A 26,333-nucleotide genomic window follows, 5' to 3' on the forward strand; every position below is an offset into this window, starting at 1 on the left:
ACTGGTCAACGCCATCAATGTCTCAGCCTGCTGCACAATATGGGCAGTCACGCCCCTATGTATGGTTATTGGGAGTACGTTCGCCGTTATATGGCAGACGAACAGCCACTATGGTACCAAATCAGTAAAGAACCACGTGTTCCGGGCATCAACACAGACAAAGCTAGAGAGCAAGGATACAGCAATTTTGTCGCATTGATTCGCTTTATCTTGGCTTTGCCAATTTTGTTTCTACTTCGTCCTGCCCTTTTCTCGCTCTGGTGTAACCCCCTAAGACATAAATGGCCGGAACAGGTCCATGAGTGGACCGGTAAACGATGCAATTGGCATTAAGCCCATTGGAAAAACCTATCATGGGCTAACACCGAACAGTTAAGAAAATGATTCGCTGACGAGTTTGTGGTTGGTGGAAAATACCGTCAAACATTGATGTTTGACGGTATAGGGTATGCGACTACAGAGTTTGACTGAGTTGATAATAGCGGCCTTGTTGTTCGAGGAGTTCCCTGTGGCTACCATGTTCAACAATTTCACCTTGTTCAATCAGACAAATACTGTCCATCTTGTCTAAATCAACTAAGCGGTGAGTAATAAATACGACTGTTTTATCAACGAAGTGTTGCTCAAAGAGCTGCATGATCTGCTGCTCGGTTTGCTTATCCAAACCTTCAGTTGGTTCGTCAAGCAGTAAAATAGGGGCGTTATGTAGTAATGCGCGAGCAATACCCACTCGACGTTTTTCTCCACCCGATAACTGACGACCGCCATCACCAAGCCAAGTATCTAACCCGGTATCATTGAGCAGCTTGGCTAATCCGACCTGAGTTAATGCTTGTGCCAGTTCATCATCATTCGCTTGTGGTTTAGCCATGATGAGGTTATCTCGTAAAGAGCCGTTAAGGATGTCGACCCGCTGGCTGACCACACTGATTGCCTGACGAAGGTCGCTTTCGCTCCACTTCTGAATTGGCATTCCTGCGATTTTAATCTCACCCTGCTGTACATCCCAATAACGGTTTAGCAATTGAAGCAGAGTAGACTTGCCCGAACCCGTCTGACCAACGACAGCAATACGATGTTTGGGCGGTATGTTAAGGCTAATCTTTTTAAGCACTTCGCTTTCAGTATCTGGGTAGCTGAATGAGACACTCTGATACTCAATGGAAAAGGCTTGGTTATGACTATCGCTATGCTCAGGGAATTGGACATCTGGTTCAGAGAGAATGATGTCGTTCAATCTTCGAGCAGAGGTAAGAGTCTGACCTAAATGCTGGAATGCGCCAGCGATAGGCATGAGTAACTCGACACTAGCCATTGTTGCGAAGGCAACTAAGGCGATCATTGGATCGGGTGTATTTCCGCCGACGCCATCAGCAGCGAGCCAAAGCATCAAGACAATTGTCCAACCATTAGCAAGTAGCAGTAGAGCCTGTGCAAGGCCAGAGAAATGGGCGTTAAAGAACTGATTCTTCAACAGCTTTTCTTGAGTGTTTAAGATAGCCTCACGGTAACGTTGCTCTGCACCGAATAGGGTTAGCTCACTGTAACCTTGAAGCCAGTCTAAGGTCGCAATACGAAGCGCAGCTTTATTGTGCGTTAGCTCGCTACCATTACGTTTGCCCAACTTATAAAAAAGTACCGGCCAAGTAAGTAGTAGGGCAAAAAGAATCGCCCCTAATGTCATACCAAGTTCGGCGTCAAACCAACTTACTAGCGCGGTAAGGCCCAATATACCAAGCGTGCCGACAATCATTGGACTAACCAGTCTCAGGTAGACATGGTCCATTGCGTCGATGTCGGCAACCAAACGGTTAAGTAGGTCAGCGTCACGTAGGTTTGATACGCGGCCCGGAATGAGTGGAGCAAGTTTGGAAAAGAAGAAAATACGTAAGTCGGTCAGGAGCTTAAAGGTCGCGTTGTGACTCACTACACGTTCACCCCAGCGTCCTGCGGTTCTGCCCATAGCAAAACCACGAACGAAGGCGCCCGGCAACATGTAGTTGAAGGTCTCGCGTGCAATCGTTAATCCCGCGATTGCGGCGGCGGATAAAAACCAACCAGACAAGGTCAATAAGCCGATAGAAGCAGCAAGCGTTAGGAACGCAAGCAACATCCCAAGTGATAGACCGAACCAATGCTTCTTATACAGTTTTAGGTAGGGAAGGAGTTCACGCATCTAGATTCCCCTTATTCGCTTGGTTAAGTGCCTGATTAGCACTTAGCATTTCTTGGAAAAGCCCTTGTTCTTGAGCCAACTGAGCAAAGCTACCGCTTTGAACAATTAGACCATCACGCATCACAAGGATTTGTTCTACATTCTGAAGTGGCGTCAGTTGATGTGTCACCATTAGAGCTGTTTTGTTTTCTATTTGGTTTTGTAAACCTTGCATGACTAAACGTTCACTTCTTGCATCTAAGCTCGCTGTAGGCTCATCAAGTAACCAAAACTGACCGTTTTGAATCATGGCACGTGCAAGTGCTAGGCGTTGAGCCTGACCGACTGACAAGCCGCCTGAACGATCGGAAACCGCATAATCTAAACCGTGTTGGTTAACAAATTCAGCCGAGAAGGACTCTTCCAGTGCACTCTGAACGCTTTCTTCACTGACATTGGATTTGCCCAACGTGATGTTGTCACGAATGGTACCGTGCAATAATAGTGGGTTTTGTCCGACCCAACTGATGTTTTGACGCCAGTTAGCGAGATCAATCTCGGTACGTTCAATGTTATTGATGGTCAACGAACCACTGTAAGGCAAGAAGCCTAAGATAGCGTTGATTAGCGACGTTTTACCTGCACCGCTAGGCCCAACTAACGCCGTCGTTTGACATGCCGTGAGTTCAAAGCTGACAGGACCTAATAGTTTCGTCCCTTCAGGAGAGAAGACTTCAAGATCTGTTGCGCGAATAGTGATAGCGTCATTTTCACAGAGCGTCTGACTACCAGAACGGACAGTCTCTACGTCAGTTTCAATAAATTCAACAATGCTCTCTGCAGCGCCTACTGCTTGCTGTTTAGCGTGGTAGAAAGTGCCTAGATCACGAAGAGGCTGATAAAACTCAGGTGCGAGGATCAGAATAAATAGTCCAGCAAACAGAGTGACACCCGTGCCGTAATCGCCAAAGTTCAACTCACCGATAAAGGCGAAGCCAAAGTAAACGGCTGTCAGTGCGATTGAGATCGAGGTGAAAAACTCAAGCACAGCAGATGAGAGAAAGGCAATTCTGAGTACGTCCATGGTTCGGGTACGAAACACTTCTGACGCACCGCGCATCACTTCTGTTTCTGCCTTAGTTCTATCAAATAAACGGATGGTCGTCATTGATTGAAGACGGTCGTAAAAGTGCCCAGATAAACGTTGCAATGCTTTAAAGTTTTTACGGTTTGCGTCAGCGGCTTTCATACCGACCAAAGCCATAAACAATGGTACTAGCGGTGCGGTAATTAGAAAAATGAGTCCGGCAGCCCAGTTAACGGGGAAGACGACGATCAAAATGACGAACGGAATCAAGACTGACAACGACATCTGCGGTAAATAGCGCGCAAAGAAGTCATGCATATCTTCTACTTGTTCTAAGAGTAGCGTTGCCCATGCGCCCGCTGGTTTACCTTTGATATAAGCTGGCCCCAGCTCGCGTAATTTGTCTAAGATGAGTTGGCGAATATAGATACGAATTTGTTCACCACAACGGTATCCCGCAATCTCACGTCCCCATGAGCAGAGGGCACGTATGGCTACGATAGCGGCGAGACCGAAAAAGTGAGGCACTAACGTGTACTTATCGACATGCTCGATAATCAACTGATGCAGTATGGTTGCAAGCAGGGCGGCTTGAGCCAATAGAAAAATGCTTGAAAGAACGCCAAGACCCACAGCGACCATAAGCCAGCGTTTGGCGAGCTTACTTTGCTGCTTGAGCCATTGATTCAAGCTGCGTTGTTTCTTTTTATCCATTGTGAAGGCTTAATGAGAATTATTATTAGCAATTAGAACTGCGCATTATACAAAAGAAAGCCCCGCGGTAACACCGCAGGGCTTTAAGGATTTGAGCCAAAAGTGAAAAATATTATTTACTATCTGCCAACGCATCCAAATAGCGTTCTGCATCAAGAGCGGCCATACAACCCGTACCCGCAGAGGTGATGGCTTGACGATAGTTGTGATCCATTACATCTCCAGCGGCAAAAACGCCGGCAATGCTGGTTTGTGTTGCATTGCCTTCCAAACCAGACTGAACAACAATATAGCCGTCTTTCATCTCAAGTTGGCCTTCAAAAATGGCTGTGTTTGGCTGGTGGCCGATCGCAATGAAGGCACCCATTACGTCGATCTGCTCAACAGACTCTGACTGAGTATCTTTGATACGTACACCCGTTACGCCCATGTCATCACCAACCACTTCTTCTAGAGTTCGATCAGTGTGTAAAACGATGTTGCCGTTTGCGACTTTATCCATCAGACGATTGATCAGAATCTTTTCTGCTCTGAAAGTATCACGGCGATGAATCAGGTGAACCGCTGAAGCGATATTTGATAGGTAGAGCGCTTCTTCAACAGCGGTGTTACCACCACCAACCACTGCCACTTTCTGGTTGCGATAGAAGAACCCATCGCAGGTCGCACAAGCGGAAACCCCACGTCCTTTAAATGCTTCTTCTGACTCTAGGCCAAGATATTTAGCCGAAGCACCGGTGGAAATGATCAGAGCGTCACAAGTGTATTCACCGTTGTCGCCGATAAGACGGAAAGGGCGTTGGCTGAGATCAACTTGATTAATGTGGTCAAACAAAATCTCGGTTTCAAAACGCTCTGCGTGTTCTTTCATGCGTTCCATAAGGTTTGGCCCAGTCAGCCCCTCAGGATCACCAGGCCAGTTTTCTACCTCAGTGGTTGTGGTTAACTGACCACCTTGCTGCATGCCGGTAATCAAAACTGGTTTTAGGTTTGCACGCGCAGCATAAACGGCTGCAGTGTAGCCAGCAGGACCAGAGCCAAGAATAAGAAGATTGCTATGTTTGACGTCGCTCATTTGTGCTCCATTAGCGGTGACGCTTTCTATGTAGTTTGTCTCGATTGTATGGAATATATGGGGTCTTTGAAAGAGTTAGCAAGCGTGAAAACAGGAATAATTGGTTATAGGTTAGAACGCAATCGTTACATTTTGTGTGGCGAGTGGTTGATATAACCTGTTGAAGTTTAAAAGGTATTCCTAGTGTGATAGTGAAGTCGTCTAATATTTTCAATTCTTGCTTTTTAAATCTGGTTTGATTATCTAATATTTTTAACTTTTATGGACTAAAGTTCTTTATATGCATTTATGTTGGATTGAAATGCTAAAAAAAGTTGATCTCACAATACAAGTGCGCAAATAATAAATGTGAACAAGATGTTAATCATATTATAGGTATGTACATTCATTAAGGAGATGATGATGTTACATCAGCGTGAAACTACCCTTCAACTCACCAAACTTAGCGATACGGCGATTGCTCAGCTTGCACCATCGTTTACTCAGCTTCCGCACACAGAACATGCCGATGGTAAATTCCGCTTAAGACGTTATTCCGTTGTCTCTTTTAGAGATGGCGAAGTAGTCGATTTGGGCAAAAATGAATTTATGCAAACGGACGACATCAACCGTTTCCAAGGCAACGTTGTCAGACAGTTTGAACCTATTGAAGAGAGCACTCTAAACAGTGATGGTATGCGCGAGATGTGTCAGCTCTTTGTCTCTTCAAACAATCTGACTAACGGGCATGAGATTGAAATTCATCAGATCCGTATTTCAGCTATTTACGATGAGACACAAGTCGCTCCTGAAGGTGTTCACCAAGATGGATTTGAGCATATCGCGCTTATTGGCATGGGGCGTCACAATATCGAAGGTGGCGATATCATGCTTTACAACAGCTTCAATGAAGCGCCATTTTTCCGCAAGGTTTTACAAAGTGGTGAAGTAGCAATGCTCGCTGACGACAAGTTATGGCATAACGCTCAGCCAATCCGCTCCGTAATCGAAGGCCAAGAAGGCTATATGGATGTATTTGTTCTAACCGCGAAGGATGCAGTGAATGAGCTTCACTCCTAATTTAGTAAGAGCGCAGTTTAGCGCTCTTAATCAAACTCATAATGACTTACCAGTACTATTTCTTGATGGCCCAGGTGGCTCTCAAGTACCTCAATCAGTACTGGATGCGATGACTGCTTATCTTGGATTCTTCAATTCCAACTTGGGTGGACACTATTTCTCTAGCCGCAATACTACCGACTTAATGAAGCAAGCTCGCGAGCATGCTCAGGCTTTGGTCAATGCTGAATCGAGCGATAATATTGTCTTTGGTGCCAATATGACGTCACTCACGTTCCAATTGAGTCGTGCTATAAGCCGCGATTGGAAGGCCGGGGATGAAGTGGTTGTTACCGCATTAGATCATTACTCGAATGTATCCAGCTGGCAGCAAGCAGCAGAAGACAAAGGGGTTGTTGTTCGACAAGCTCGTGTTGAAGAGTCGGACGGTAGCCTAGATATCGATCATCTTATCTCTCTTATTAATGATAAGACGACCTTGGTAGCTTTAACTTTCGCGTCAAATACGACGGGTTCAATCGTCGATATGCAGCGTGTCATTGAAGCGGCACATGCTGTGGATGCGATGGTCTATGTTGATGCGGTACATTATGCACCCCATCATTTGGTTGATGTCCAACAACTTGGTTGTGATTTTCTTGCTTGCTCAGCGTACAAGTTTTTTGGGCCGCACGTTGGGATTGCCTATGTCGCGCCTAAATGGCTACATACGTTGAAACCATACAAAGTTGAACCAGCAACGAATGTGGGTCCAGGTCGTTTTGAGACAGGTACGCAAAGTTTTGAAGGTCTAGCCGGAGTGGTTGCGGCGGTGAGATACCTAGCCCAATGGGGTAAGGACGGCGACTCGCTGAGAAATCGCTTGATTGACTCCTACAAGCAGTACAATCAACACGAGTCTGCTATCAACGAACGGGTTCTGGCTAGGTTGTCAGAATTAGATGGCGTCACCTTGCTAGGGCGCAATGAGGCAGATAGCCAAAAGAGAACACCGACTTTCGCGTTGACCTTCGATCAACATACGCCTGAAGAGGTAGCGAAGAAGCTTGGTGAGCGTAACATTTGTGTCTGGAATGGGCATTTCTACGCACTCGGATTAGTTAGGCAGTTAGGTCTCGAGTCGACAGGTGGGGTAGTACGAATTGGCTTTATGCACTACAACACATTAGAAGAAGTAGACATTCTGTTTGATGAACTGAAAGCAATTCTTACGCACTAATCGACCCAAATTAAAAAGACCTCCGGTTGGAGGTCTTTTCTGTTTAAGCCGTAACTTCAACTTCGTATGAGGTGAATTTACGAATGTTAATCACGCCAGTATCGAAAATCATATATTGGCCTTTGATCCCTTGTAAAACGCCGCTGACTTCGGGGTTTTTATCAAAGTTATGCGAAGTTATCTTGCTGGGGTGTTTCTCCACTGGATAGCTAATAGTGGTGATATCACTGCTAAGCACTTCAATAGCGTCGTCACCAAACTGTTGTTTTATCTCAGTAATCTTATCCTCGGCCAGAGGCAACAGCTCTAAAAAACGTTGCTCTAGGGCCATAGGTTCGCCATCACCCTTTAGCAGAGTTCGCCAGTTGGTTTTATCGGCGATGTGCTTCGCCAACTCTACCTCGATCAGTCCCGAAATATGGCGTGTTTTCACTTTAAAGATAGGTAGGCCCTGAGTCGCACCTTGGTCAATCCAACGAGTTGGAATTTGAGTATGGCGCGTAATACCGACTTTCAGACTTGATGTGTTTGACAAGTAAACATAGTGGTCGACCATACAGTTCTCTTCACCCCACTGAGGTTCACGACATGTGCCTTGGTCGTAGTGGCAGGTTTCTGGCTTCATGATGCACATATCGCAGCTTGCGAGTTTCTTCATACATACAAAGCAGTGACCTTGTGAGTAGCTCTTCTTGGTCTTCTTACCGCAAGAACAGCAGAAGATGTTTCCTGTGTGCGTCAGGGTCAGTGTTTGGCCGATAAAAGGCGTTAAGTCGACGAGCTCTTCGCCGACAGGCAGTCGATAACTAACGGTATTTTCTAGAGAGGCACGCATTTTACTCAGCGTACCTTTGGCGATTAAAGACATGACAGTGCTCTTCATTATTCGAGGTTGAATCCTCGTTGTTTTTAGCGTTTGAGTGTAACACTTTTTTAGCCAAATGACTTCGGTTCAAACGTCGGACGATGTTTAGAAATTGGGGCTGTGACGCGATCACTTTAAGAGGCATATCTAATATTTTGCCGCTAAGTGACATTTAAAATGAGGTAAAATGGAAGCAAGATCTTATTATTAATTGAGTGTTGTGTCATTTAATGGGTCGAGTTAACTGCCAAAACGGATTGTTCTATTGAAAGTAATACATAAAGCTATCTTCACCTTGGTTGCTATAACCTTACTTGTCGTTCAATTATTTTGGATGCATGGTGATGGGCGCGTCGTTAAGATAACTCCCGCACAGTTTACCTTCGCTGCAACCAACGACCAGCTACAGGGTGGGGTATCGACCTCTTCACTCAACATTGAGAATGAGAAAGCCTTGCTAGAGTGCCATTTGGAAAAAGGCGATTTATATCCTTGGCCCTATTGTGGCATATCGATTACCGTTGGTGACTCCATAGCCAGTGGTATGGACTTAGAAGGCTTCCATACCATAAAACTTGATGTTGATTTCGAGCAACTTGATGCTGACAAGTCCCCATCGCTACGGATCTACCTCAGAAACTACAATCCCGCTTATTCGACAGCAGACAATGAGTATTCATTCAAATACAACGGGCTGGAATACACTCCAGGAATCAAGGGCGGCCCGATAGAGATTCCAATTGCCAACTTACAGGTTTTAACGTGGTGGTTGAGTGACAATCAAATTCCAATCGCGCATTCAGCTCCTGAATTCTCAAATGTGGTCAAAGTGGAGTTTGCTACTGGCTCTGGACACTCTCAAGGTGATTACAGGCTACAGGTTAATAGTATTGAGTTTGTCGGTAACTACATTGCTGGCGAAGAATTGTTGCTTGGATTGCTGGTCTTTTGGGTTGCGCTGGCATTGGTTTATAGCATGCTTGAAATCAAACGTGGCCGCCAGATCATCCAGCAATCCCAGTATCGCCAAGAGCACCTTCGCAAGTTAAACCGCCACCTAAAGGAGCAGAATGTTCACTTTGCTGAGTTAGCTAACCGTGATGCTCTGACTGGAGCAATGAATAGACATTCGATTCGTGACTGGTTAGAAAGCAACTATGTAAAGAATCGTGTCGATGGAAAACGCCTTTCTGCGCTTTATTTGGATATAGACCACTTCAAAGCGGTGAATGATAAGTACGGACACGCAATGGGCGACGATATATTAAGAGAGTTCACCATGGTCGTTCTTAGCGCATTGAGCGCAAGTGAAAGGTTAGTGCGTTGGGGCGGGGAAGAATTTGTGGTTTTTTGCCCAGGGCTTTGTTCAAAAGAGGCCACTGAATTGGCTGAGAAGATACGCCATAGAGTCGAGTCGCATCTTTGGGTGCATGGCGATCCCTTGACCGCCAGTATTGGCGTCGCTTCGCTTGGTGATGAACGACCAAATGAAATGTTAACGCGAGCCGATGAAGCCCTTTATATGGCGAAACGACAAGGTCGAAACAAGGTGGTTTTTAATCAGTAAGCTGTTGGTTTGTATCCTGTCCATCGATCATTTCGTTCTCATCTAGGTCTGCTTGAGTCGATTTTATAATCGGCTCTTTAGGGCCTAAAAATTTAGGTTGAGCGTGAATGATGTAGATGTCCAAAAATGCTTTTGTTCGGGCAAAGACTTCTCGCACTCGCACCTGAAATCCCGAATGTCGAGACGGCCCAGCGACAGCAAAACATTTCGCATTAATATCGTGAGAGTTAGCGATAAACAAGGCGCGTTCACAGTGGAACTTCTGCGAGATAATCAGAAAATTATCCGTGTCAAAAATCTCTTTGGCGCGCACTACTGAGTCTAGTGTTCGAAAACCGGCATAATCTAAAAAGATCCGATCCTCAGGGATGCCCGCTCTGAGCAAATCGCGTTTCATCGTCCATGGTTCATTGTATGAGCGATGCGCATTGTCACCACTTAGTAAAAAGTGGCTAACTTTTCCTTGTTGATACAACTCAATCGCCGCGTTGATACGGTTGGTGTAATACTCATTAAGCACCTTACCCAAATACTTGCTGGTGCCTAGAACCACCGCGACATCAAACTGTTCGATTTGCTGTGGTTGAGTAAAGACTTGGTGTCTCGCCTGATATGACACCCATCGGTCGACCACAAACAGCGCCGCAGACACGGCGACAAAAACGACCGGAAGCCAAGCGATGAGTTTGAGAATTCGACTTAACCAAGTTTTAGCTGGCTTGTCACGATGGAAGAGTTTACGCACTAAATTTGTCGGTTCCTTTGCGCCCATAGACCAATAATTGTGAAGCAAAACAAAACGATGGTAAACATGATGCCAGCATCGAGCCCACGTAATGTCCGAGAGAGGTAAGGGGTTGCCTTAACAATGATTAAGCCGTAACCAAATGCGTTAATCAAGACAAAAGCGACCGTTCTCAGCGCGAAGTTGTAGTTTCTTAATAGACGTCTCAACAGTGCATTAATCTCGCCACCTGCCATAACCAAAGTACAGGCGATGAGCGCCGTTGAAATTTCGCTGAGGTAGGGGCTAAGGTACCCCCCAAACATATTCAAGTATTCCATTTAAGTACGTTAGATAATAGTGATTTAGCGAGAATAGCACGAAGTAATGTGAGGATGTCCAGCGTGGTTGAGCTGAGAGTTCACTTTTGTGGCAGGAATAAAAAAACCCAGCGTAGCTGGGCTTTTAAATTCGTTTAGAACGCAGTGCGTTTGTAGCGACGGTAAACGGGCTGCCAGAAAGAGGCGTCGATCGCTTCTTCTAGTGCTTCGTCTGGGATCTCTAATGCAACGCCTTGCTCGATGGCTTTCTTTGCCACCGCAAAAGCAATCTTCTTCGATACCGAGTGAATCGCTTCAAGAGGTGGTAAAAGTGCACCTTGGCCGTTAATCGCGAGAGGTGAACAGGTCGCAAGCGCACGGCTTGATTCCATAAGCATCTCATCAGTGACACGCTTAGCTTGTACCGCTAACACACCTAAACCGATACCAGGGAAGATGTAGCTATTGTTACACTGAGCAATCGGGTAAGTTTTACCTTCATGAACCACAGGATCAAATGGGCTACCTGTTGCGACTAGCGCTTCACCGTTCGTCCAGCGAATAATGTCACTAGGAGTGGCTTCCACTCGACTTGTCGGGTTTGAAAGTGGGAAGACGATAGGACGAGCACAGTGTTTGTGCATCTCTTTAATCACTTCTTCACTAAATAGACCAGGCGCACCTGAAACACCAACAAGAACTGTTGGCTTAGCATTACGCATAACGTCCAACAAAGAATATCCGTTGCTGTCAGTTTGCCAATCAGCCGTGTTGACGTGCTTTTGAACAAGACGTTGCTGGAAGTCGAGTAGATTTGGCATGCCTTCTTGTAGCAGACCCCAACGGTCGACCATAAATACTTGTGAACGAGCTTGCTCGTCGCTGATCCCTTCAGAAACCATCTGCGCGATGATAGCTTCAGCGATACCACAACCTGCTGAACCCGCACCTAAGAAGGTAATGCGCTGTTCTGAAAGCTGACTTCCCGCCGCTTTACAAGCTGCCAGTAGCGAACCGACAGTAACCGCTGCGGTGCCTTGAATATCGTCATTGAAGCAGCAAACGCGATTTTTGTAGCGCTCCAAAAGCGGCATGGCATTTTTTTGTGCGAAGTCTTCAAACTGGATTAGTGCTTCTGGCCAACGGCGTTGGACGGCTTGCATGAACTCTTCAACAAATGCATCATATTCAGCCCCAGTAATACGAGGATGACGCCAGCCCATGTACATTGGATCGGCAAGTCTTTGCGGGTTGTTAGTGCCCACATCGAGTACGATTGGAAGCGTGTAAGCAGGGCTGATACCACCACACGCGGTATATAGAGCCAGCTTACCAATTGGAATCCCCATACCACCGATACCTTGGTCACCTAGACCAAGAATACGTTCTCCATCAGTCACAACGATAACCTTAACATTGTGGTTAGAAGCGTTGTTAAGGATGTCGTCAATGCGATCGCGGTTTGCGTAAGACACAAACAGACCACGTCCACGGCGATAGATATTTGAGAAGTTTTCACACGCAGCACCAACGGTTGGTGTGTAGATGATCGGCATCATCTCTGTAATGTGATTTTGAACCAGTCGGTAGAAAAGAGTTTCGTTCGTGTCTTGAATGTTACGCAGGTAGATGTGCTTATCCATATCGCTTTCAAAGCTGCAATATTGTTGATACGCACGCTCTACTTGTTCTTGAATCGTTTCAGTATTTTCAGGCAATAAACCTTCAAGGTTAAAAGATCTTCTTTCCTGTGCGCTAAAAGCACTGCCTTTGTTTAGCAACGGTGTACTAAGCAGAGCAGGGCCAGCATAAGGAATGTATAAAGGGCGTTTATCGTTATTCATCACTTGCCTTAAGTAGGGTGGAGGGGTCTCTAGACCTTTGGAACTCGGAACCTAAAAATGATAGGGATTCGTTGTCTTATTGTAAACTGAATATTCCTGCATTCTGGTAAAGTTTGCGTATATAATTTTGGGTTTTAATGCCAAATGTTCAGCGAAGTATGTTCAGCTTACCGATAGATACCCTTAAATCCGAATTCTTAGAAGAGATATCGGCACATCATCTGATTGTAGAGGCTGAAACTGGCTCAGGAAAATCGACTCGTTTGCCCTTGTGGGCGGCTGAAAATGGACGAGTATTGGTGATTGAACCACGTAGAATTGCCTGTACCTCGTTAGCTCAGTTTCTTGCTGAACAAAAGCAACAGCCGATTGGTCAGTCTGTAGGATACGCGATCAAGTTGGAGACGCGTTGTGACGACGAGACTCAAATTGTATTTGTTACTCCAGGTGTCGCACTGCGTTGGTATAGTGAGAATCAACTGGCAGGCTTTACCACTATTATTGTCGATGAATTTCATGAGCGGCGATGGGATACCGATTTACTGGTTGCTCTACTCAGAGAGGCACAACGTCATCGTTTAGTGATCACGTCAGCGACTATTGAAGGCGAAAAACTGGCGCGTTATGTCGGAGCAAAGCGACTGCAAGCGAAAGGTCGTAACTTTGATGTTGCCATCGGTCATCGTGCTGGCGACTCTCGCCAGTTGCCTGACGCTCGTCAATTGGATGAAAGAGTCAAACAAGAAGTGATGGCACTTCTGGATGTGGATGGGGACATTCTGGTTTTTTTACCCGGTCGTAAAGAGATTACTCAATGTCAAAGTAAGTTATCCTCCATTGAAGGGGTTGTTGCGCTCCCTTTGCACGCTTCGGTGACTGACCAGCAAAGAGATCTCGCACTCAATCCTCAGTCTTACAAAAAGGTCGTACTGGCGACCAATGTGGCCGAAACGTCTCTGACCATTCCAAACATTGCTGCGGTGATAGACTCGGGTCTGGAAAGACGAACCGAACAGCGTAATGGTCGTACCGCATTAAGCTTAAAACACATTTCTAAAGCGAGTGCCAAACAGCGTAGTGGTCGAGCAGGTCGTGTTATGGATGGTCTCTGTATTCGCTTATATGGTGAACATGCCGCATTAGCAGAAGTGACGCCACCAGAAATGCATCGAGAATCTTTGACCGAAGCTATGCTGGCCTCCGCAAGTTGTGGTCGAGCATTAACGGCACTGACATTTATTGAACCTCTACCCGAGAAGTCCGTTGCGCAGGCACACTCAACCCTAGAACAAATGGGAGCGATAGACAGCCAAGGTCTGGCGACTGATCACGGCCAACGTATCTATCCTCTTCCTATTGATGCTTTGTACGCAGATCTTGTTACCCGCATGCCGACTAGAGCCTTGCAAGAAGCGATGGTTGACTTGACTTCAGTCGTCGCTACCCCCGCGACGTTATACCGTTTATCAAACGATGAAGAACAACTTGAGCAACTTCTTCAACAAGAGCCTCTAGGGTGTGATGCTCAGCTGGCGATTGGTTTGCTGAGAGGCAATCGCTACCCAGCCATTAAGGTTGATCAAGATGTAATCAAAGAGGCGGTTATGTTGTCAGAGCAGATGCGAGCTGCATTTGAATTACCGCAACTTGACGTCGCATCACGCTATTCTCATCAGGATTTGGTCGAAGCGATTGCGCGATTGCATCCCGAGTTGGTGTTTGTGCGTCGAATGAAAAGAACAGAAGCGCTAGGAAATGGCTCAATGGAAGTGATTCTTGGACGAGAAAGCCGTTTTCAAGATAAACACCAAGCCGCGTTGGTGCTGGATACCCACAGCTTGCCGGGAAGAGGGGTAAAACAGACGCTCAATTTAGCGACCTTTACTATGCCGATAGCGTTAAAGACTCTGGAATCGATGGATTTAGGAGATTGGCAGCAAGGAGAAGTCACCGAGCTAAGCGACGCACCAATGATTGAGATGCAACTTGTCTATGCAGGGCGAGTGATCGCAACCCGCTATGAGCCTGCGACGGGAGAGTTTGCCATTAAGCCAATGTTGCAAGCCGTGAAAAGTGACCAATACTTGGTAGGTTTGGCAAAACAGCGGCACAAAGAGATAGAACATTGGAAATTGTATGTTTCGCTCGGCTTATCGGAGCAAAAGGTGGATATAAGTGCGCTGGACTTCGACCACTGGTTTACTGAGCAACTGACTCTACTAGAGCTTTCTGACATTTCTGAGTTGGAGTTATTTACTGCGGAGGATTTTGTCTTTGAAGGCATTCCTTACTGGGAATATCAGGATTTCGCTGATGCCTATCCGTTTGAGTTGTCGTTGGGTGATTTAAACCTAGATGTTGAATATCTGGTCGACAAAAAGCTGGTTTACGTGATTTACCGTGATGGGCTACGCAAAGGGTATCCAAAGCGTTGGGAACTGCCGAAATGGAAGGGCTGGAGAATCCAGTACAAAAAGGCGAGTAAGATAGTGGACGTCAAATAGTGCTGAAACCACAGGATATTATTTGGTATCCGAAATATTAAGCAACCGGTCCCTTATATCTCTGGATTGTACACATTTTGTTACCGTATTGGTTTTTATATAGCTTTTTCAAACAAATTTAGGGCATAAAAGACTATTGTTTTATATCCTATTGCTATATAAGGAGCGATCTAGGATATTTAGTACACTGTGTTGCCGATATTACGGGGGATGATATGGAACATCTGGGCAAGACAAGTGTTGTATTCGACTATACCTCTTTTCTCGGTGCTTCGTGCAGTAAAAAATGGACCTTTCTCGAAGCGATGAGCACGTTTGCTCCGATATTCAGCCTAGCGTGGAAGGATACGATTAAAGAGACGTTATCGGTCGAAGATCGCTTGTGGGATCAAGCCATGAAGTCGCTGTCTGCTAACCGCAGTGACGAGTCAAATATTATCACTTTGCTCAAACTGGCTAAACTTGAGGGAGTCGAAGAACTCAAGCTCGTTATGCCATATGAGCTCGATAATGAACAAATCGAACGGCTACGCGTTAAGTCTCACGCTGAAATCGTCAGTTTGTCACAAGATGAATTAATGGTTAAGTTTTAAACAAAAAAGATCTCACATGAGATCTTTTTTACTATCTGCTCAATAATGCGCGTGACGGATCATAATTCTCACAATTCATTCAGTAACTTGCCAGTGAACTGTTCTATATTTTACTTACAATATTTGCCAACAACCATTGTAAGGCAATCGCCCAATATCTCCATTTTTGTTCAGTCAGTGCAGACCTTAGACTTAGCGATTCGGTCTCCCTGAACGATTGAATGTGAGTTGTAAATGGACTTAAAGAGGTCGTAATGGAAGTAAAGTACAGTTGGATACTCGCTCCTTTGCTGCTTGCCACATCGGCACATGTATCAGCAAATGACAGCACGAATCAGATTAACTACGACTATGCGTATGCTGATCTTAGTGCCGGTTCTTTGAATGAAAATCTAGGCGTCAACAATAACGTCACTGCTTTAGCCGTAGGCGGGAATTATTTATGGACGGAGAACATTCTGTTCACCCTAGACTACACGGCACGTTTTATTCACCCAGAAGATTTTACTACGGAGTTATACACTCTATTACCGGGTGTCGCTTATCGCTACCCAGTTCTCGACAAGTTAGACTTAGTTGCTAAAGCTAAAATCGGTTATTTGTGGGCAAAGCAATCGCAAGATTCCACCAATGCTAAGTTGTTTAGCGATAGTGATTTGGTATTAGGTGCTGGAGTTGAGTTGAAGTATGCACTGACTGATGATTGGGAATTGGCCGCAGGGGCTGAGTTCAATTACACCGACTTCCTTGAAGAAGAGATTTATCAACTGCGAGCGGATTATCGTATTTCACCGCGAATTACCTTAGGTGGATTTTATACTCACCGCAGTGGTGATTTCGAAACCGTTAAGATCAGCGGTAGCGCGACGACGAACGAGGGCGGGATCTCTTTGCGTTTCTTGTTCTAACGGTTTAACCATCAATAAAAAAGCCAGCGATATGCTGGCTTTTTTAGTTGTTTGACAGCGATTAAAGAACCGCAGCGATACCTTTACAAAGAGGTAACATGTTTGAACGAGTCATACCTGCAACACTGATGCGGCCAGAACCTACGATGTAGATAGCGAACTCATCTTTTAGGCGGTCAACTTGCTCTTTGCTCAAGCCAGAGAAGGAGAACATGCCGTTTTGACGTTCGATAAAGCTAAAGTCTGCATCCACACCTTGCTCTTTGAGTGTTGCAACGAATAGTTCACGCATTTGTTGAATACGGTCACGCATCTCTTTCACTTCTTGCTCCCATTCCGCACGAAGTTCTGGGTTGTTCAGAATGTGAGTAACAACCGCACTGCCGTGTGCTGGTGGGTTTGAGTAGATAGAGCGGATAATCGCTTTAACTTGTGAGAATGCTGTTGTCGCGACTTCTTCAGATGCCGCTACGATTGTGAATGCACCGACACGCTCGTTGTACAGACCAAAGTTTTTAGAGAACGAGCTAGCAACCAGAATCTCTTGGTTGTACTGAGCAAAAATACGTAGGCCTTGAGCGTCTTCTTCTACGCCTTTTGCAAAACCTTGGTAAGCGAAGTCGAACAGAGGTAGAAGCTTTTTATCCGCAACCAATTTCGCCAGTTCTTCCCACTCTGCTTCCGTTGGATCGATACCCGTTGGGTTGTGACAGCAGCCGTGCAGTAGAACAACATCGCCTTCAGCCGCTTTTTCTAGGTCGGCTAGCATTGCTGCAAAGTCTTTGTCTTTCGTTTCTGCGTTGTAGTAGCTGTATTGAGCTGTTTCAAGACCAGCAGCAGTGAATACACCGTTGTGGTTCGCCCAAGTTGGGTTACTGATCCAGATTTTAGCGCCGTCTAGTTGGCGTTTAATAAACTCACCTGCAACGCGAAGTGCACCTGTACCACCTGGTGCTTGCGCCGTTTTTGCCAGTTTGTTAGCAACAATCGCAGAATCAGCACCGAAAAGAAGTTTTTGAACTGCCAGTGCGTACTCAGCCGTGCCTTCGATAGTTAAGTACGATTTGGTTTTCTCTGTCTCGACAAGCGCTTTTTCCGCTTTCTTAACAGTTGCAAGAACAGGGGTTTCACCTTGTTCAGTCTTGTAGATACCAACGCCAAGGTTAATCTTTTCAGCACGGGGATCTTTTTTAAATTCTTCAGTAAGGCCAAGAATAGGGTCTGCGGGAGCAGCAACTACTTTTTCAAACATAATCATCGTCCATGTTTATCGAAGGGAGGATATAAGTAACTCGGTTATTTATACCTTTCAAAACGGAGTGAGACAACAACCAATGTAAATAAAATTTCAAAAACAATGCGATTTTGTTGTATTGGCTAATCAAATATATATTTCTATATAAAAAGTCCCTTTAATCAAACGATAAAAGGGACATAAGTCTAGCAAAATAGAACCACTATCAGGGGATTAGGCGTGCATCAGTTTTTCGAGTTCGTTTTCCTTTGCTTCCATACTGCGATACTTATCTGCTATCGCAACGAATTCGTCTTCAATCGCAAGAAAAGCCTCAACAATCTCGGGATCAAAATGAGAGCCATTTCCTTCAAGGATAATCGATTTTGCTTTTTCATGGCTGAAGGCTTTTTTGTATACACGTTCAGAGATAAGTGCGTCATAAACGTCCGCTAGTGCCATTAATCGACCTGAAATAGGGATTTCTTGCTCTTTAAGCCCATTTGGATAGCCGCTACCGTTCCACTTTTCGTGGTGAGTGAGCGAAATTTCTTTAGCCAGTTTTAGAAACGAATTACTGCCGAGTTGCTTTTCTGCCATTGATAACGCTTTAGCGCCAATCTCTGGGTGGCCCTTCATGACCTCGAACTCTTCATCGGTCAGTTTTCCGGGTTTGAGCAGGATGTTATCTGGGATACCCACTTTACCCACATCATGGAGCGGTGCGGATTTATAAAGCAGTTCAATATAGTTATCGGTCAACAGCGCTTGATGGTGTTCAAACTGTGCCAGATGGTTAGCCAGCGCTCGAACATATTCCTGAGTTCTTAGAATATGTGCGCCTGTTTCGTTGTCACGCGATTCTGCCAAAGCTGACAAACTGACAATCGCGACATCACGAGTGGTTTTCACTTCATCTTGAGAGGACTCTAAACTATCAAGCATTTGGTTGGTCAGTGAGGCCATAGAACCAAGCTCATCATGCTCGAAGATAGGAACGCGGGCAGAAGTGTTGCCTTCAGTCACCGCCAGCAATGAGCATTCCTGAGCACTGAGTACACGACGCATTAACTTACTCCACTGCACCATGATGGCAATGGTGTAGGCACCCAATACCACAGAGATATAGATAAATTCCTTAATTACGCTGATTTTGCCTGTGCCATCCAACACACGTTGTGGGTTATGTTCAAGCCAGAAAATATCTTTAACAGCGACCATTGCCAGCATGGTTGTCAAAGTGAAGATGAGTAAGCTGATAAGGCCAATCATTTGTTTGACGATCGATTGTCTCTTACCGCTCAATTCAAAATCGAATCGTTCAGTTCGGTTTAACATGTCTAAGCTGGTGATTTTCGCATCGAGTTGCAGCAACAATCCGGTGAAAAAGCCAAACAAGGTCATCCCAAACAGAACTTTCAAATTACTGTCGATAGTGAAGTCGTAGTAAGTGTTATAGAAGGTAGCGAGAATAAGGCTGCCAATTAGCATTAAAGTGCTATCGAGTTGCGCGAATCGCTGCTCTTTAACCATCGGGTGATTTTGCAGCAGAAAATGTCGCACTAAATAGACGCTACCAAAAGTGATAGAGACATGTAAGAACAGTTCACCAAAGGTTAGTGTTTCCAACATTGGGCAGACTCGTCCACCATAAAGTCCGAAGACGACAGCAGCAAGCACGTAGAGCTTTAGGGTTAAAGGGGCGTTGTAATGTGAGTTAACCATGTTAAGCCTTAATTACGTTATCAATGTGACTAAAACTAGTCGAACAACAGCAAGTTGACTAAAGTATGCATTTGCCTAGTCAATAAAAGACCGAGCATATTATCGATTTGTTTCGATTATTGATACAGTTTTACAACTTTAGCATCAGATTGAGTGAAAGGCTGAGAGCGGTGGGAAAGTAAAACGCACCCATCTGGGTGCGTTAAAAGGAGAGAGTTACTTTTTAAGGTTTAGCTGCGACTCAACCGCGTTAGCCTCGATGTCTGGGCTTTTGCTGAGTTTGTCAGCCGCCCATTTATTGAGATGGGATAGAATTGCTTTGACGGCATGCTGCTGCGTGGCTTCTTCTCCTTTTGGTAACTCAAGGTCTTGTTTAGGGTGTGAGCCAGTCGCATCTTCAGCAATGTGGAGCCAATCTGGGTGCCAGTAATATGGCTGACCACTTGGTGTTATCCAGCTATGAACGCCATTGCTTTCGCCTTTGTATTCAATGTGTGAAGAATTGTACTTTGTCATTATTATCATCCCTTGTAAGGTTATTTGGATCACTTTAACCTGATAAATGTAACAGACTTATTGATATTTAATGTGATGAATCTCTACAAACAGAATGCGCTAAAACGAATCTTTGTTAGTGAGATGTGGGTAAGCTCATCGATAGAGCTGCTGTGGTATCTTTGCCGCTCACATAAGAGGGTAATATGCATCGCTATCAACAATTAGCAAGTCAACTCAAGCAACAAATTGAAGCGAATACATGGCGTTCGGGAGAGAAAATTCCATCATTAAGAGCGACGAGTAAAAGTTTTTCGGTCAGTTCTGCAACGGTTCTTCAGGCTTATCAAATCCTCGAATCTGAAGGATGGATTAAGGCTCGCCCCCAATCTGGTTATTATGTTACTTCACGCCTTGGTATAGAGACTCCCCAACGTGAAGAGGCATCGATTCGCCCTGAATACCACGATGAGTTGTATGCGTTTTTAAAAAATAATACACAGGCAGAAACGGCTTTAGGGTCTGCGTTTCCCTCACCGAATCTGTTTCCTATTGCTGATCTTAATCGTCATTTAGCCGCTGCCGGTCGTAAGTTGCCTGCTGAAGCTATTATTCACAATATGCCTCCAGGTAATGAAGCTCTGCGTCGCTTGATTGCCCAGCGGTACATTACCGAAGGGATCGATGTATCGCACCAAGACATAGTGTTGACGTCCGGGGCAATGGAAGCTCTGAACTTGAGTCTCGAAGCGGTGTGTGAACCGGGTGATACGGTAATCATTGAGTCGCCAGCTTTTTATGGTGCACTCCAAGCTATTGAGCGTCTAAAACTGAAAGCGATTGAAGTGGTCGTCGATCCCGAAACTGGGCTTTGTATTGAATCTCTGGAGAAAGCATTAGTCGAGAATGATGTGAAGGCTTGCTGGCTGATGGCAAACTTTCAGAATCCAACCGGAGTCTCTCTTTGTGACGAGAAAAAGCGCAAAGTCGTAGAGTTGGCTGAACAGCACCACGTCTATATCGTAGAAGACGATGTCTATTCAGAGCTTTACTTTGGTGACGACAAACCTTCACCGATTAAACTGTGGGATCGCAATGATAACGTCTTGCTATGTGGTTCATTTTCTAAGTCTCTCTGTCCCGGATATCGCATAGGTTGGGTCGTGAATAGGGCACTCAATGAAAAGCTGCAAAAGCAACAGATGATTTCCACGCTAGCGGGTAGCGCACCGATTCAGCAGGGGGTTGCTCACTATCTCCAATATGAAAGTTACGACAACCATTTACGTAAACTGCGTAAGCAGCTCAGCCATCGACTGGCGACTTTCATCACGTCAATTCAGCAAGAATTCCCAGCGGATACGGTGATTTATGAACCTAAAGGTGGGTATTTTGTGTGGTTACAGTTTGCTCAGCATATTGATACCCATAAAATTTACCAGCAGTTATGTCAGTCAGGTATCTCTATCGGTTACGGTCAGTTGTTCAGTTCAAAACAGCAGTATCAAAACTGTATGCGCCTAAACATTTCATTTAAGCACAGCGAGACGTTGTCGCAGGCGATAAGGCAGCTTGGCAAACTGTTAGTGGAGCAGAGCAACAACTGATAGGGTGTTTTTGTTTGAAACTGTAGTGCTGCCAAAAAGTGAAGATGTGTTGCAATTGTCCCAATCGTCAAACAAGGGATAAGTTATGGAAAAACAACACTATCGGCATGAGTCTCGGCTACTTATCGTCGCTGTAGTATGCGCGGCGCTGCTCGTATTTGGGCATGTTATTCTGGCCAAGTCTTTTGCGCAGTTGGCGTGGACAGAATACACCGCGGCGGCGATTCCGTTTGTTATGCTGGGGTTGTGTCTGTTTGGCATCTACTACGCCGCTAAAGCTCGCGATTGAATATACAGCCAAAGAGACATCTTAGGCCGCCCGCAAAATGGGGGGCCTAACTTAACTTAGTCGTTATTCTTTTTATTGAGGTGATCGACAATTGCTTGTTTGGCATGTTGCTCGTTCGCCGTTTCCCCGTCTTTCAAATCTAACGGCTGTCTACCGTGTAACCCAGTAATGTCTTCGGCAACGTGTAACCAATCTGGGTGCCAGTAGTAGGGTTGCTCGCCCTGTGGATGGTCCCAGCTATGAACGCCTTCTTTTACGCCATTGTAAGAGAGGTCTTCAATTTTAAATAGTTTCATAATCATCACTCTACTGCGTTGAAGATACTTTTACATTAGCTCGTTTGGTGGTGCTTTTCTAATACCAGCTATGATAAGTAAGTGTTCAAATTTCTATACTTGAATTGTAACTGGCATAAAAAAACCTCCGCGTTGGCGGAGGTTTTTATAGATTGAGTTAACTTCGATGATTAGAAGTTTGCAGAGCGTGGTGTACGTGGGAATGGGATCACGTCACGAACGTTGCCCATACCTGTTACGTAAGACACAAGACGCTCAAAACCTAGACCAAAACCAGCGTGCGGCACAGTGCCGTAGCGACGTAGGTCACGGTACCAGCTCATGTGCTCAGGATCGATTCCCATTTCACGCATACGTGCATCTAGAACATCTAGACGCTCTTCACGCTGAGAGCCACCAATGATTTCACCGATACCCGGAGCTAGGACATCCATCGCTGCAACTGTTTTGCCGTCGTTGTTAAGACGCATGTAGAACGCTTTAATGTCTTTCGGGTAGTTCTTAACGATTACTGGCGCTTTGAAGTGTTCTTCTGCTAGGTAACGCTCATGCTCAGAAGACATGTCGATACCCCATTCAACAGGGAACTCAAACTCGCGACCAGAATCCAGAAGGATTTGAATTGCGTCAGTGTAGTCTACCTGTGCGAAGTCTGAAGATACAAACTGCTCAAGGCGAGTAATAGCTTGTTTGTCGATACGTTGTGCAAAGAACTCTAGGTCATCACGGCGCTCTTCTAGTACCGCTTTGAATACGTACTTCAGCATGTCTTCAGCAAGCTTCGCTACGTCGTCTAGTTCTGCAAATGCCACTTCAGGCTCTACCATCCAGAACTCCGCTAGGTGGCGGCTGGTGTTAGAGTTTTCAGCGCGGAACGTTGGGCCGAAAGTGTAAACTTTGCTTAGTGCACAAGCGTAAGCTTCTGCGTTTAGCTGACCTGATACAGTCAGGAAAGTCTCTTTACCGAAGAAGTCTTCGTTGTAGTCAACTTTACCTGCGTCAGTGCGAGGTAGGTTTTCCATGTCTAGCGTAGATACGCGGAACATTTCACCTGCGCCTTCAGCATCTGAAGCCGTGATCAGTGGTGCTGATACCCAGAAGTAACCTTGTTCGTGGTAGAAACGGTGGATCGCTTGAGAAAGACAGTTACGAACACGTGCAACTGCACCGATTACGTTAGTGCGAGGGCGTAGATGCGCTACTTCGCGTAAGTATTCGATAGAGTGACGAGTTTTTGCCATTGGGTAAGTTTCAGCATCTTCAACCCAACCAACGACTTTAACAGCAGTCGCTGCAAGCTCAAAGTCTTGACCACTTGCTGGAGATTCAACAATCTTACCTGTTACTTCGACAGAGCAGCCTGTTGTTAGCTTTAGTACTTCGTCGTTGTAATTATTAAGATTATTAGGGACCACGGCCTGAATCGGGTCGAAACAAGAGCCGTCATAAATGGCAAGGAAAGAGATTCCAGCTTTGGAATCACGACGTGAACGGATCCAGCCACGAACAGTCACTTCACTGTCTACTGCTAGCTGACCTTTCAAAACGTCTGATACAGGCGCGTAAGTCATGTTTGAAATATTCTCCATTGAGGTAAAAATTCAACCCAATGCGTGATACTCAGTAGAATAAATAATGAGCAAACATTGGGTTGGATAGAATTCTATAGATTCAATGGAACATATTACCTTTCAAATATTATGCTTCAACCTTTATTGTCACTTAGTCGAACAAAAAATCCCATAATTCGCCTATTTCTTGCCAGAAAGTGTGAATTGATCGAGTAGAGTCTCAAGATGTTCAGAAAGTTGCTCAAGATTCATACTGATATCATGGGTCTTAGCCGCTGACTCTGATGTCTGATTGGCATGTCGGGTAATGACTTGTACTTTGTTTTGGACTTGGTGGCTCAGTTCGGCCGTATTGCTGGATTGTTGCTGGATGCTATTGGCATGAGCGAGAGCTTGTTTCATCTCTTGAACGACTTCAGACATCGCATGGGATAATGCTTCGATCTCTGTTGAACGTTCGTGAGCGGTTCCACAGACCGTGTCGACGGAAGCCAGCGAAGCCTCACTGTCTTGCTGGAACTGAGAAATAATTGCTTCGATACTGCCGGTAGCTTCAGCGGTGCGGCTTGCTAGATTACGAACTTCCTCGGCAACCACAGCAAAACCACGACCTTGTTCGCCCGCTCGAGCGGCCTCGATAGCGGCATTAAGCGCCAACAAATTGGTTTGTTCCGCGACACCTTTAATGACTTCGAGAATGCTAGAGACTTCCGCAGTCTGATTATTGAGTTCGACAATGCTATCTTTGACTTGTTCTATATCAGTCACTAGCCCCTTGATCTCATGGCTGGCACCATGTGCTTTCTCAGCACTTTGCTCCGCGACACGCGTTGTGTGCTTGATCAACGATGAGGCGTCTTCGGTCGCTTGTTCAACCTGAACCTGCTGAGACTGCATCTGTTCAATGTTGTATTGCACCTCAGCGGTTTCTGTTTGCTGATTGGTCGCCGCACTGTCTGTCACTTGGGCAACTTGGGTCAGTTCAGATGCGCTGCTTGCGACTTTATGCGATGTGGATTGAACCTGAACTAGGCTATCGTTGACTGTGTCCATAAACGAGTTAATCGCACCAGATAGCTGGCCGATCTCGTCATTTTGCTGACTATCAAGACGCTGAGAGAGATCTTTGGTTTCGCTGAGGCTTTGCATAAAGCCTGAGGTTTTCTGAATCGGTCTAACGATGATTTTACGGATGAGCCCAAGAGTGATCAGAAAGCCGACAAAACCGAACGCTGACATGATGGCTAGAGCGATCAGCGCGCGGTCTTTAATGAGGTCGTTAACATGAGAGAGATTGTATTCAAGACGAATTGCACCTAGAACTTCACCTTCTGGTGCCATATGACAGGCAACACAGTTGGTGCCGCGATAGTTTTCGCTTGCTTTCATTGGTAAGGCAACAACGATGCCTTTGCCCCAATCAGCAGAGAAAGGTTCTATAACCAACTCACCGTTAAGAGCACGCTGGTCGATATCATCGACAGGTTTCTGATTCTCTTGACCAGGGCCGTATAACTTACTGACGGCTTCACCACGCAAAACCTTAACTTGCTCAATACCGTCTTGCGCTAATGCTTTTTGTCGTAAAGTCTCTTTTTGCGCCATTGTGCCCGTCAACATCATCATGTTCAGGCTGTCGAAATAGTTGCTTGCTTTGTCGTGTAGTTGTTCACTCAACACCGAGTTTATTAACTCTCGCTGCTGTAAATATTGGTAGGTGGTAGATGCAACAAGTACTAAGCCGAAGACCGTAACCAGTGTGATGAGCAATTTATTTGTTATGGATATGCGCATTATCAGAAATAGTATTAATAATTGGAATGGACATCAAAAAGTTTCCCTTATCTATCGACGGAAGGGAAGACGGTAAATTTTATACTGTGACCTTACTCTCTGTGAGGCTTTTGTAAATGTGATGTAAGGGGGCTGTAAACAAATAATTGACGTGCGACGTTATTTCGACGTGCTAGAGGTGTTTTTCTGCGGGCAAGCGATTTCCTTATTGCAATCTGACCTGCAAAGCTTGTCACTACTATACTTATTCCTTAGTATTGCGTCTCTTTCGAAAAGCCTGAGAATCAAAATGAAAACTGAATTATACAAAGAGTTTATGTTTGAAGCGGCACACCACCTTCCACACGTTCCAGAAGGTCATAAGTGTGGGCGCTTGCACGGTCACTCTTTCTTAGTTCGCCTCTATGTTGAAGGTGAAGTTGACCCACATACAGGCTGGGTTGTCGACTTCGCTGAAATCAAAGCTGCGTTTAAGCCTATTTACGATCGACTAGACCACTACTATCTAAATGATATCGAAGGGTTAGAGAACCCGACCAGTGAAGTGCTGGCAAAGTGGATCTGGAACGAGCTTAAGCCGAGTCTTCCGCTTCTCAGCAAAGTAGAAATCAAAGAAACCTGTACCGCGGGATGTATTTACAAGGGTGAATAATCCCCTGATGTAGAGTGAAAAAAGCGAAGTTATCTT

Annotated in this window: 22 protein-coding genes and 1 pseudogene; 10 read left to right on the forward strand and 13 right to left on the reverse strand. The window is 45.4% G+C overall.

Translation table 11 applies throughout. From position 1 onward, the window contains the following. A pseudogene (locus ACQEXP_RS13470) lies at window positions 1–333 on the forward strand (hypothetical protein); the annotation flags it as partial. A gap of 121 nt (window positions 334–454) precedes the next feature. Here the strand turns inward: ACQEXP_RS13470 and cydC are convergent. From cydC to trxB, 3 genes are all read right to left on the reverse strand, one after another. Then, the gene (cydC, locus tag ACQEXP_RS13475; RefSeq protein ID WP_269376251.1) at window positions 455–2,176 is read right to left on the reverse strand and encodes a heme ABC transporter ATP-binding protein/permease CydC; all 1,722 of its coding nucleotides are present in this window, start codon (window positions 2,174–2,176) and stop codon (window positions 455–457) included. After that, entirely contained in the window at window positions 2,169–3,956 is a 1,788-nt protein-coding gene (cydD, locus tag ACQEXP_RS13480; protein WP_269376252.1) for a heme ABC transporter permease/ATP-binding protein CydD, read from the reverse strand. The genes cydC and cydD overlap by 8 nt, the downstream gene beginning before the upstream one ends. Window positions 3,957–4,068: 112 nt before the next feature. Beyond that, the gene (trxB, locus tag ACQEXP_RS13485) at window positions 4,069–5,031 is read right to left on the reverse strand and encodes a thioredoxin-disulfide reductase (protein WP_426970416.1); all 963 of its coding nucleotides are present in this window, start codon (window positions 5,029–5,031) and stop codon (window positions 4,069–4,071) included. 402 nt (window positions 5,032–5,433) lie between these two features. Between trxB and ACQEXP_RS13490 the strand changes: the two genes are divergently transcribed. Next, window positions 5,434–6,090, forward strand: coding sequence for a 2OG-Fe dioxygenase family protein (locus ACQEXP_RS13490; protein WP_269376484.1), 657 nt, complete (start codon window positions 5,434–5,436; stop codon window positions 6,088–6,090). Next, on the forward strand, window positions 6,074–7,309 hold the full coding sequence (locus ACQEXP_RS13495; RefSeq protein ID WP_426970418.1) for a cysteine desulfurase-like protein: 1,236 nt from the start codon (window positions 6,074–6,076) through the stop codon (window positions 7,307–7,309). The genes ACQEXP_RS13490 and ACQEXP_RS13495 overlap by 17 nt, the downstream gene beginning before the upstream one ends. A gap of 43 nt (window positions 7,310–7,352) precedes the next feature. Here the strand turns inward: ACQEXP_RS13495 and ACQEXP_RS13500 are convergent, their stop codons facing one another. Beyond that, entirely contained in the window at window positions 7,353–8,177 is an 825-nt protein-coding gene (locus ACQEXP_RS13500) for a DUF2797 domain-containing protein (protein WP_426970420.1), read from the reverse strand. 262 nt (window positions 8,178–8,439) lie between these two features. On the opposite strand from ACQEXP_RS13500, the gene ACQEXP_RS13505 reads away from it, so the two are divergent. Then, window positions 8,440–9,741, forward strand: coding sequence for a GGDEF domain-containing protein (locus tag ACQEXP_RS13505; RefSeq protein WP_269376256.1), 1,302 nt, complete (start codon window positions 8,440–8,442; stop codon window positions 9,739–9,741). Here the strand turns inward: ACQEXP_RS13505 and ACQEXP_RS13510 are convergent. The 3 genes from ACQEXP_RS13510 to ACQEXP_RS13520 form a co-directional block, all read right to left on the reverse strand. Then, a complete protein-coding gene (locus ACQEXP_RS13510; RefSeq protein WP_426970422.1) occupies window positions 9,731–10,486 on the reverse strand; it encodes a SanA/YdcF family protein in 756 nt (251 codons plus the stop codon). The two genes, ACQEXP_RS13505 and ACQEXP_RS13510, sit on opposite strands and share 11 nt — an antisense overlap. Then, a complete protein-coding gene (locus tag ACQEXP_RS13515; RefSeq protein WP_269376258.1) occupies window positions 10,486–10,806 on the reverse strand; it encodes a DUF3392 domain-containing protein in 321 nt (106 codons plus the stop codon). The genes ACQEXP_RS13510 and ACQEXP_RS13515 overlap by 1 nt, the downstream gene beginning before the upstream one ends. Before the next feature lie 134 nt (window positions 10,807–10,940). Then, complete coding sequence (locus ACQEXP_RS13520) at window positions 10,941–12,629, reverse strand: NAD-dependent malic enzyme (RefSeq protein WP_269376259.1); 1,689 nt, start codon at window positions 12,627–12,629, stop codon at window positions 10,941–10,943. 158 nt (window positions 12,630–12,787) lie between these two features. Between ACQEXP_RS13520 and ACQEXP_RS13525 the strand changes: the two genes are divergently transcribed. The 3 genes from ACQEXP_RS13525 to ACQEXP_RS13535 all read left to right on the forward strand — a co-directional run bounded on the left by ACQEXP_RS13525 (window position 12,788) and on the right by ACQEXP_RS13535 (window position 16,634). Further along, entirely contained in the window at window positions 12,788–15,133 is a 2,346-nt protein-coding gene (locus ACQEXP_RS13525) for a helicase-related protein (protein WP_426970526.1), read from the forward strand. A gap of 215 nt (window positions 15,134–15,348) precedes the next feature. After that, a complete protein-coding gene (locus ACQEXP_RS13530) occupies window positions 15,349–15,726 on the forward strand; it encodes a transporter (protein ID WP_138971174.1) in 378 nt (125 codons plus the stop codon). A 254-nt stretch (window positions 15,727–15,980) separates the two neighbouring features. After that, the gene (locus ACQEXP_RS13535; RefSeq protein WP_269376260.1) at window positions 15,981–16,634 is read left to right on the forward strand and encodes an outer membrane beta-barrel protein; all 654 of its coding nucleotides are present in this window, start codon (window positions 15,981–15,983) and stop codon (window positions 16,632–16,634) included. 61 nt (window positions 16,635–16,695) lie between these two features. On the opposite strand, the gene ACQEXP_RS13540 is transcribed toward ACQEXP_RS13535, so the two are convergent. The 3 genes from ACQEXP_RS13540 to ACQEXP_RS13550 all read right to left on the reverse strand — a co-directional run bounded on the left by ACQEXP_RS13540 (window position 16,696) and on the right by ACQEXP_RS13550 (window position 20,109). Beyond that, window positions 16,696–17,886 (reverse strand): amino acid aminotransferase, encoded by a 1,191-nt coding sequence (locus ACQEXP_RS13540; RefSeq protein WP_269376261.1) that lies wholly within the window; start codon window positions 17,884–17,886, stop codon window positions 16,696–16,698. A gap of 216 nt (window positions 17,887–18,102) precedes the next feature. Beyond that, a complete protein-coding gene (locus tag ACQEXP_RS13545) occupies window positions 18,103–19,593 on the reverse strand; it encodes an HD-GYP domain-containing protein (RefSeq protein WP_426970425.1) in 1,491 nt (496 codons plus the stop codon). Window positions 19,594–19,809: 216 nt separating this feature from the next. Further along, window positions 19,810–20,109 carry a hypothetical protein gene (locus ACQEXP_RS13550; RefSeq protein ID WP_269376263.1) on the reverse strand — a complete coding sequence of 100 codons (300 nt, stop codon included), beginning with the start codon at window positions 20,107–20,109 and terminating at the stop codon, window positions 19,810–19,812. A gap of 185 nt (window positions 20,110–20,294) precedes the next feature. On the opposite strand from ACQEXP_RS13550, the gene ACQEXP_RS13555 reads away from it, so the two are divergent. Continuing rightward, window positions 20,295–21,695, forward strand: a complete 1,401-nt coding sequence (locus tag ACQEXP_RS13555) for a PLP-dependent aminotransferase family protein (RefSeq protein ID WP_426970427.1) — start codon at window positions 20,295–20,297, stop codon at window positions 21,693–21,695. Window positions 21,696–21,780: 85 nt separating this feature from the next. Continuing rightward, complete coding sequence (locus tag ACQEXP_RS13560) at window positions 21,781–21,984, forward strand: hypothetical protein (protein WP_269376265.1); 204 nt, start codon at window positions 21,781–21,783, stop codon at window positions 21,982–21,984. A 56-nt stretch (window positions 21,985–22,040) separates the two neighbouring features. Here ACQEXP_RS13560 and ACQEXP_RS13565 read toward each other — a convergent pair whose 3' ends face one another. The 3 genes from ACQEXP_RS13565 to ACQEXP_RS13575 all read right to left on the reverse strand — a co-directional run bounded on the left by ACQEXP_RS13565 (window position 22,041) and on the right by ACQEXP_RS13575 (window position 25,645). Continuing rightward, entirely contained in the window at window positions 22,041–22,280 is a 240-nt protein-coding gene (locus tag ACQEXP_RS13565) for a hypothetical protein (RefSeq protein WP_269376266.1), read from the reverse strand. Window positions 22,281–22,450: 170 nt separating this feature from the next. Next, window positions 22,451–23,851, reverse strand: a complete 1,401-nt coding sequence (gene asnS / locus ACQEXP_RS13570; RefSeq protein ID WP_426970429.1) for an asparagine--tRNA ligase — start codon at window positions 23,849–23,851, stop codon at window positions 22,451–22,453. 180 nt (window positions 23,852–24,031) lie between these two features. After that, complete coding sequence (locus ACQEXP_RS13575; RefSeq protein WP_426970431.1) at window positions 24,032–25,645, reverse strand: methyl-accepting chemotaxis protein; 1,614 nt, start codon at window positions 25,643–25,645, stop codon at window positions 24,032–24,034. A gap of 289 nt (window positions 25,646–25,934) precedes the next feature. Here ACQEXP_RS13575 and queD point away from each other — a divergent pair, with 289 nt between their 5' ends. Further along, window positions 25,935–26,297 (forward strand): 6-carboxytetrahydropterin synthase QueD, encoded by a 363-nt coding sequence (gene queD / locus ACQEXP_RS13580; protein WP_171052143.1) that lies wholly within the window; start codon window positions 25,935–25,937, stop codon window positions 26,295–26,297. Window positions 26,298–26,333 lie beyond the last annotated feature (36 nt).

The sequence above is a fragment of the Vibrio sp. TRT 1302 genome, from assembly GCF_050113875.1.
GTDB lineage: Bacteria > Pseudomonadota > Gammaproteobacteria > Enterobacterales > Vibrionaceae > Vibrio.

Excerpts from the sequence above, each read along its gene's own strand:
- cydC (WP_269376251.1), bottom strand. The coding sequence starts at position 2,176 with ATGCGTGAACTCCTTCCCTACCTAAAACTGTATAAGAAGCATTGGTTC.
- cydD (WP_269376252.1), bottom strand. The coding sequence starts at position 3,956 with ATGGATAAAAAGAAACAACGCAGCTTGAATCAATGGCTCAAGCAGCAA.
- trxB (WP_426970416.1), bottom strand. The coding sequence starts at position 5,031 with ATGAGCGACGTCAAACATAGCAATCTTCTTATTCTTGGCTCTGGTCCT.
- ACQEXP_RS13490 (WP_269376484.1), top strand. The coding sequence starts at position 5,434 with ATGTTACATCAGCGTGAAACTACCCTTCAACTCACCAAACTTAGCGAT.
- ACQEXP_RS13495 (WP_426970418.1), top strand. The coding sequence starts at position 6,074 with ATGAGCTTCACTCCTAATTTAGTAAGAGCGCAGTTTAGCGCTCTTAAT.
- ACQEXP_RS13500 (WP_426970420.1), bottom strand. The coding sequence starts at position 8,177 with ATGTCTTTAATCGCCAAAGGTACGCTGAGTAAAATGCGTGCCTCTCTA.
- ACQEXP_RS13515 (WP_269376258.1), bottom strand. The coding sequence starts at position 10,806 with ATGGAATACTTGAATATGTTTGGGGGGTACCTTAGCCCCTACCTCAGC.
- ACQEXP_RS13520 (WP_269376259.1), bottom strand. The coding sequence starts at position 12,629 with ATGAATAACGATAAACGCCCTTTATACATTCCTTATGCTGGCCCTGCT.
- ACQEXP_RS13525 (WP_426970526.1), top strand. The coding sequence starts at position 12,788 with ATGTTCAGCTTACCGATAGATACCCTTAAATCCGAATTCTTAGAAGAG.
- ACQEXP_RS13530 (WP_138971174.1), top strand. The coding sequence starts at position 15,349 with ATGGAACATCTGGGCAAGACAAGTGTTGTATTCGACTATACCTCTTTT.
- ACQEXP_RS13535 (WP_269376260.1), top strand. The coding sequence starts at position 15,981 with ATGGAAGTAAAGTACAGTTGGATACTCGCTCCTTTGCTGCTTGCCACA.
- ACQEXP_RS13540 (WP_269376261.1), bottom strand. The coding sequence starts at position 17,886 with ATGTTTGAAAAAGTAGTTGCTGCTCCCGCAGACCCTATTCTTGGCCTT.
- ACQEXP_RS13545 (WP_426970425.1), bottom strand. The coding sequence starts at position 19,593 with ATGGTTAACTCACATTACAACGCCCCTTTAACCCTAAAGCTCTACGTG.
- ACQEXP_RS13550 (WP_269376263.1), bottom strand. The coding sequence starts at position 20,109 with ATGACAAAGTACAATTCTTCACACATTGAATACAAAGGCGAAAGCAAT.
- ACQEXP_RS13555 (WP_426970427.1), top strand. The coding sequence starts at position 20,295 with ATGCATCGCTATCAACAATTAGCAAGTCAACTCAAGCAACAAATTGAA.
- ACQEXP_RS13560 (WP_269376265.1), top strand. The coding sequence starts at position 21,781 with ATGGAAAAACAACACTATCGGCATGAGTCTCGGCTACTTATCGTCGCT.
- ACQEXP_RS13565 (WP_269376266.1), bottom strand. The coding sequence starts at position 22,280 with ATGAAACTATTTAAAATTGAAGACCTCTCTTACAATGGCGTAAAAGAA.
- asnS (WP_426970429.1), bottom strand. The coding sequence starts at position 23,851 with ATGACTTACGCGCCTGTATCAGACGTTTTGAAAGGTCAGCTAGCAGTA.
- ACQEXP_RS13575 (WP_426970431.1), bottom strand. The coding sequence starts at position 25,645 with ATGCGCATATCCATAACAAATAAATTGCTCATCACACTGGTTACGGTC.
- queD (WP_171052143.1), top strand. The coding sequence starts at position 25,935 with ATGAAAACTGAATTATACAAAGAGTTTATGTTTGAAGCGGCACACCAC.